Below are 5,738 nucleotides of genomic sequence, written 5' to 3'. Positions count from 1 at the left end.
GACAATGTAAATAATTTGGCTAAGTTTTAATAGCTGAAACTAAACTTACTCAAAGGCCGCAATTTTGCGGCCTTTTTTGTGTAAAAAACTGTTTGAAATCTGTAAGGTTGGCTACATTTTTCGCACAGCTTTTTACTCATTATTTTACTGGTTTACTGTAAAGTTTATTTACTGAAAGTAAGTACCAAGTAAGGACAAACATGAAATCATTAATAATGGGGTTTGTAGTATTAGGCTTAAGCGCCTGTTCTGCGGTTACCATACAGCCACACGCTATCGCAAAAATTACAAGTAAAGCGACCTACGAAGATAGCCGTCCATTTTATTTATGGGGGTTAGTAGGAGAGGAACGTGTGGATGTAAAACAGATTTGTACAGATACACAAGCGGCTCAAATGCAGTCGCAACAAACATTTAGCGATGGTGCGTTGGGTTTAATTACGCTAGGCATTTATTCACCACATACCATAAAGGTATGGTGTGAAGAGCAAAATACGCAGGAGGCGTTATGAATCTTAAATTAATTTTAGGCAGTATTACTTTTGCTATGTTAACTGGTTGCACAAATATTTACTTTGATAATGGTGTACCTGAAAAAGTTAATAACCAGTCGCACAATAGTTCTCAGTGGCATCATAATTTTGCTTTAGCTTTGTATGAGGGATCTGATGCGGTTGACTTAAGTGAGCATTGTCCACAAGGACAATGGCAAACGGTGCACACGTATAAGTCATTTAGTAATGGAGTAGCGGAGGTTGTAGTTAATCAGATAGGCCCGGCTTGGTACCCTAAAACAGTTGAAGTGAGCTGCACTAAGGTACCTTTTAAAGCTGAGTAGAGATTGATGCTGATTATTCGTATCGTAATGCTTCAATAGGGTTTAGCCTTGCCGCTTTAATAGCAGGGGCTAAGCCAAATATAATACCGATAAGTGACGTAAAACCGAACGATAGCATCACAGCCCAACCAGGTATGTAAGCATCCGGCATACTGGGAACCATAAACGAAATCAATGCGGCAGCACCATAACCTATAGCTAAGCCAATGAGTCCGCCAAATAACGATAGCACTACGGCTTCCACCAAAAACTGTAGCATAATAAAGCCGGGTGTTGCGCCCAATGCTTTAAGAGTGCCTATTACTCGGGTACGTTCAGTCACCGATACCAGCATAATATTCATTACGCCAATCCCCCCTACAACAAGGCTTATACCAACAATACCAGCAGTGATTGCCGTGGCGCTACCTGTAAACTTATCAACATTAGCACGGGCTTTTTCAGCGGTTTCAAATTCAAAGTCGTTTTCTTCTCCGTCTTTTAATTTATGTAATTGGCGTAAAATACGCGTTATTTTAGCTAAAGTAAGCTCTTCATCGACCCCTTCTTTAAGTCTAAACATTATTTGCACGTTACTCGTGCTGCTAGCACCCTCTAACGCGCTCATGGTACTGATCGGAATATTTATATAATCATCTTGATCAAAGCCAAATAAGCTACCTTGTTTTTCGGCTACTCCAATGATCCTAAACCATTCGCCACCAAGTTTGATATATTCGCCTACTGGGTTATCGGGTAAATTTAACTTTTCAATAATAGAAGGACCAATAAACGCAACCCGACGGCGTTTTTCGTCATCTTCCGCGCGAATAAAGCGGCCTAATTCTGGAAACGTGCGGTATGCTTTTTGGTAATCTTGTTCGGTTCCCATCACGCGTGATGAATGGCTTTTATTTCCGTATTCAGCTCCACCAGAAAAACGCCACGTAAACATAAGTGCGGTTAGTGTTTCGGCTTCTTTTATACGTGCTTTTAGTGTTAGAAAATCGGAGTAAGTCAGTTTTGCGTTTTTACCAACCATTTCTTGCTCGATGCTTGTAAATGGTTTGATTGAGGTTACATCGGGTGCCATGTCAGCAAGTTGATCGTTAATTTGTTTAGTAAAGCCCTGCATAACTGCAACCACAGTTATAACGGCTGCAACACCAATAATAATACCTAAACAGGTTAATGCGCTGCGCATTGCGTTGGCCTTAATAGCCATTAATGCTGCTTTTGTTCCTTCCATAATGGCAATGGCAGATTTAAACATGTTGTTTTTCTCCTTCGCCTTTTTTTACATCACTCACTACTTTACCATCTACCAAGCGAATAACCCGTTGGCAATGGTCTGCAATTTCTTGCTCGTGGGTTACTAAAATAATAGTGTGCCCCTCATTATGCAGTTCATCAAACAAGGTCATTATTTCTGCTGTGGTCTTGCTATCAAGATTACCTGTGGGTTCATCCCCCAGTAAAATATGTGGTTTAGTTACTAATGCGCGAGCAATGGCTACACGTTGACGTTGCCCACCCGAAAGCTGACTTGATAGGTGATCAACTTTGTCGCCAAGACCAACGCGTTGCAATGCTTCAAGTGCTTTTTGTTTGCGTTGTTTTGCGGGTATAAAACGATAAACCAAGGGCTGCATTACATTTTCAAGTGCAGATGCGCGAGGCAGTAAGTTAAAGCTTTGGAAAATAAATCCGACGCTCTCATTACGTTGATGGGCAAGCTCGGTTTCGGTCATACTTTTTACAAGCTTATCTTTTAAAAAGTAATCGCCACTAGTGGGTGTATCTAAGCAGCCAAGTAAGTTCATTAAAGTTGATTTACCTGAGCCTGAAGGGCCAATAATGGCTACGTATTCATTTTCATTCATGACGATATTTACATCATCTAACGCTTTAAATACTTGCTCGCCCATTACATATTGTTTGTTAATGTGTTCTAACTTAATTACCGCAGACATTATAATGTTTCCTCGTCTGCGTCATTTTTAAGTGAAACAACATCGCCTTCTTGCAGCTTGCTAATTGGTCGAGCGGGGCCAATAACCACATTATCGCCTTTGCTTAGCCCCTCTGTTATAGCTTGCTCAATGTCAGACGAAATACCAACACTTACTATTACTTTACTCACGGTATTATCGCTATTTAAGCGCCATACAAAGGTTTTACCCTCTTCTTTTTGTATTGCTTCAATAGGGAGCTTTAAACCATTTTCGGCAATACTGGTGGCAATTTCTGCTCGGCAACTCATACCCGCATAAAGTTGGCGATCTGTTGGGTCTAATAATACTTTAACTCTAAAAGAAAGCCCTTGCGAACCTGGTTGGTTTTTAGCTGATGTACCAATATTAATCACTTTGCCGCTAAATGGTTCGTTAGGGTAGGCTGCGGCATAAATATCAGCTTGTTGATTTAGTTTTATGCTGGCTATATCTGTTTCATCAACTCTAAGCTCTGCTAAAATAGCGCTAGGGTCGGCAACAAGCATAAGGTCTGAACCAATAATATTAGTTGTGCCTGCAATAACTGTTTCACCTTCTTTAATATTAACCGATGCTAGTAAGCCACTCATTGGCGCTCTAAATACACTTTTACTTAGGCGATCTTGTGCAATTTGAAGCGACGCTTGCGCTTGGTTATATGACTCTTTGCGTGATTCGATATCTATTTTTGCTAGATCGCGAGCACTTTCGATATTTTCAAAGCTTTCTTGATTTCCTAATCCAACATCGTATAGCTCTTTTTGCCTTTTTAATTGGCGCTCTAAATTAGCAAGGCGAGTTTGGCTATGTTTTATTTCAATTTCGGTAGCGCGTAGAACGGCTTGGTTTCGGTTTACTTCTGATTCGAAGGCCGTTGTATCAAGGCGCATTAAAATATCCCCTTGCTTAACGCTTTGCCCTTCTTCTACAAATACCTTATCTACACGACCAGTTACCTCAGAGCGCAATTGCACTTGGGTATTAAAAACTAGATTGCCCGACGCCATGATTGAATCAGCAATATTCCCTTGCTCAACCTGCGCAATATTCACTTGGGCTTGCTTTTTATCACCGGTCACCTGCTTAGAGACGATTAGGCCTACAAAAGCGACTATAGCTATCGTTATTATTATTGCTTTTTTCATATATACATCTGTCCGTGAATAAGTAGCGCAGAGGTAAAATACCTCTGCTTATTAATTACATTGCGGCAATAATTGCCCAAATACCAAAAATAACGAGTGTTGGAAGCGCCGAGAAAAGTAACGCTTTATTTGTTGAAAAATTTGTCCAACATTTTAAGCCAACCATTCCTAGTCCAATCCCCCAAAGACTACTTAGCTTTAATGATTCTAGTAATGTATAAAATGCGCTACCAGGCTCTAACCCAACAACAAGCTGATTAATTGAATCAAAGTTAAATACTGCTGTTTGAGATATTTGATCGGTACTTGCACTAAGTACAAGTGCTATCGTACCTAAATTCAAAACAATATTTGGCATTATTGTCCAAATAGTAAAACCATACCAAGCACCATAGCTGTGCTCTGACTCTGGGTCTAATTTAGCAATGAGCATATAATACACAGCCATTATCGCGGCTATGATTGCAGTACCTAATACGATTGATATCATGCTAATCCATACTTGTATTTCGGCGTTTTGTTCAATGCTTTGGCGAATCATTTTTTGCTCGCCAATTGTTGCATCAACACTTGCAGCTGCAAATTGCTCGTTAATCAAAAACTGCATATCAACGGTAGAATAAAAAATATAAATACTCGCCATTGAAACTAAAGAGATTGCTATAAAAGCAAGCCATGACCAACCTTTGGCGTGTTCAACACCATTGAAAGCTTTGCTTGGACTAATGTAAATATCGAGAAGGGCGCTAAATGCGTTAGGTGATTTCATTATTATTCCTTAATAACCTATATGTGATTTGGTAAACACGTGATACCAATGGATAGATTAATAATATAGGAAAAATTATGTACTAATTTTATTCAATTGTAACCGATTGTTAACAAGGGTGGGTGTTATAAAAGCAATAAATCAAAGATGTATTGTTAAGCTCTATAGTTGCTAGATTGTTTTAATATGGTTAAGCCATAGGGAGTGGGGCTTAATAATCACGTTGTTATGGCTGTATCTAATGCAAATACAGCCATTTATTTAATTAGCTATCAGATAAACTCAGACCGCTAGGGTTATCTGTTGCGATATATAATGCTTTTGGTTTTTTATCACCACTTTTGGTTTCATTTTTACTTTCCGTAGTAATCAAAAGGCTAAGCTTTGAAAAGTCCAATTTAACCTAATATAGTAAGAACCTGCCTTCTAGTTATACAATCATGAATACTTAAACAAATTTGCTTAAGTATAAAAAAAAGGGCCAAATGGCCCTTCAGTTGCAGCAAGTAACACATGTTTGTTTATAGGCTGAAGTCTACAGCGTAAGCAACGTAAACTTTTACATCTGACTCGTCCATATCAGTGTCTGATACGCCAAATGTGAATCCATCTTTTGATACAGACACACCGTAATCAATGATGTCTTCGTCACCAATAAAATCGCCAGAATAATGACCTATGTGTAAAGCCATTTCTGTACCATTGCTGCCTACGGCAAAGCCGTAATCAGCTGTTAAATAAAGTGAGTCACCAAAGTCTGTACCGTCGCCACTTGCAGCAGATGTAGCAAGCACTGATGCACCAAAGGTAAAGCCTTCAACACTGATGCTACCGTAAATTTCTGAGAAATCAGCATCTGCGCTTGATGCCGCGTCTGGGTAAGCATAATAAATGTAACCTACATCGTAGCTAACACCTTCGCTAATATCGCCACCAAAGCCTGCGTAAAAATCTAGCTCGTAGGTCATTTCGTCAGCCCAAGATGCATTAGATACCCATGTACCAGCATAAAA

Annotated in this window: 7 protein-coding genes; 2 read left to right on the top strand and 5 right to left on the bottom strand. The window is 39.5% G+C overall.

Annotated features, from left to right (window positions below; genetic code table 11):
• Positions 1-200: 200 nt before the first annotated feature.
• Positions 201-512, top strand: a complete 312-nt coding sequence (locus BCG07_RS08480; protein WP_010557717.1) for a Bor family protein — start codon at positions 201-203, stop codon at positions 510-512.
• Complete coding sequence (locus BCG07_RS08475) at positions 509-838, top strand: Bor/Iss family lipoprotein (RefSeq protein ID WP_008127820.1); 330 nt, start codon at positions 509-511, stop codon at positions 836-838. The genes BCG07_RS08480 and BCG07_RS08475 overlap by 4 nt, the downstream gene beginning before the upstream one ends.
• Positions 839-851: 13 nt before the next feature.
• Here the strand turns inward: BCG07_RS08475 and BCG07_RS08470 are convergent, their stop codons facing one another.
• The 5 genes from BCG07_RS08470 to BCG07_RS08450 form a co-directional block, all read right to left on the bottom strand.
• Positions 852-2,090, bottom strand: a complete 1,239-nt coding sequence (locus BCG07_RS08470; protein ID WP_006794233.1) for an ABC transporter permease — start codon at positions 2,088-2,090, stop codon at positions 852-854.
• On the bottom strand, positions 2,083-2,790 hold the full coding sequence (locus tag BCG07_RS08465; RefSeq protein ID WP_006794234.1) for an ABC transporter ATP-binding protein: 708 nt from the start codon (positions 2,788-2,790) through the stop codon (positions 2,083-2,085). The genes BCG07_RS08470 and BCG07_RS08465 overlap by 8 nt, the downstream gene beginning before the upstream one ends.
• Complete coding sequence (locus BCG07_RS08460; RefSeq protein ID WP_286889785.1) at positions 2,790-3,956, bottom strand: efflux RND transporter periplasmic adaptor subunit; 1,167 nt, start codon at positions 3,954-3,956, stop codon at positions 2,790-2,792. The genes BCG07_RS08465 and BCG07_RS08460 overlap by 1 nt, the downstream gene beginning before the upstream one ends.
• A gap of 55 nt (positions 3,957-4,011) precedes the next feature.
• Complete coding sequence (locus BCG07_RS08455; RefSeq protein WP_286889783.1) at positions 4,012-4,725, bottom strand: YIP1 family protein; 714 nt, start codon at positions 4,723-4,725, stop codon at positions 4,012-4,014.
• 521 nt (positions 4,726-5,246) lie between these two features.
• The coding region (locus BCG07_RS08450; protein ID WP_286889781.1) for a TorF family putative porin at positions 5,247-5,738 on the bottom strand (492 nt) is incomplete at its 5' end.

This window comes from Pseudoalteromonas sp. ESRF-bin5, from assembly GCF_002632075.1.
Lineage (GTDB): Bacteria > Pseudomonadota > Gammaproteobacteria > Enterobacterales > Alteromonadaceae > Pseudoalteromonas > Pseudoalteromonas marina.
Note: the sequence above shows the minus strand (reverse complement) of the source record. Positions and strands in the feature narration are given on the sequence as shown.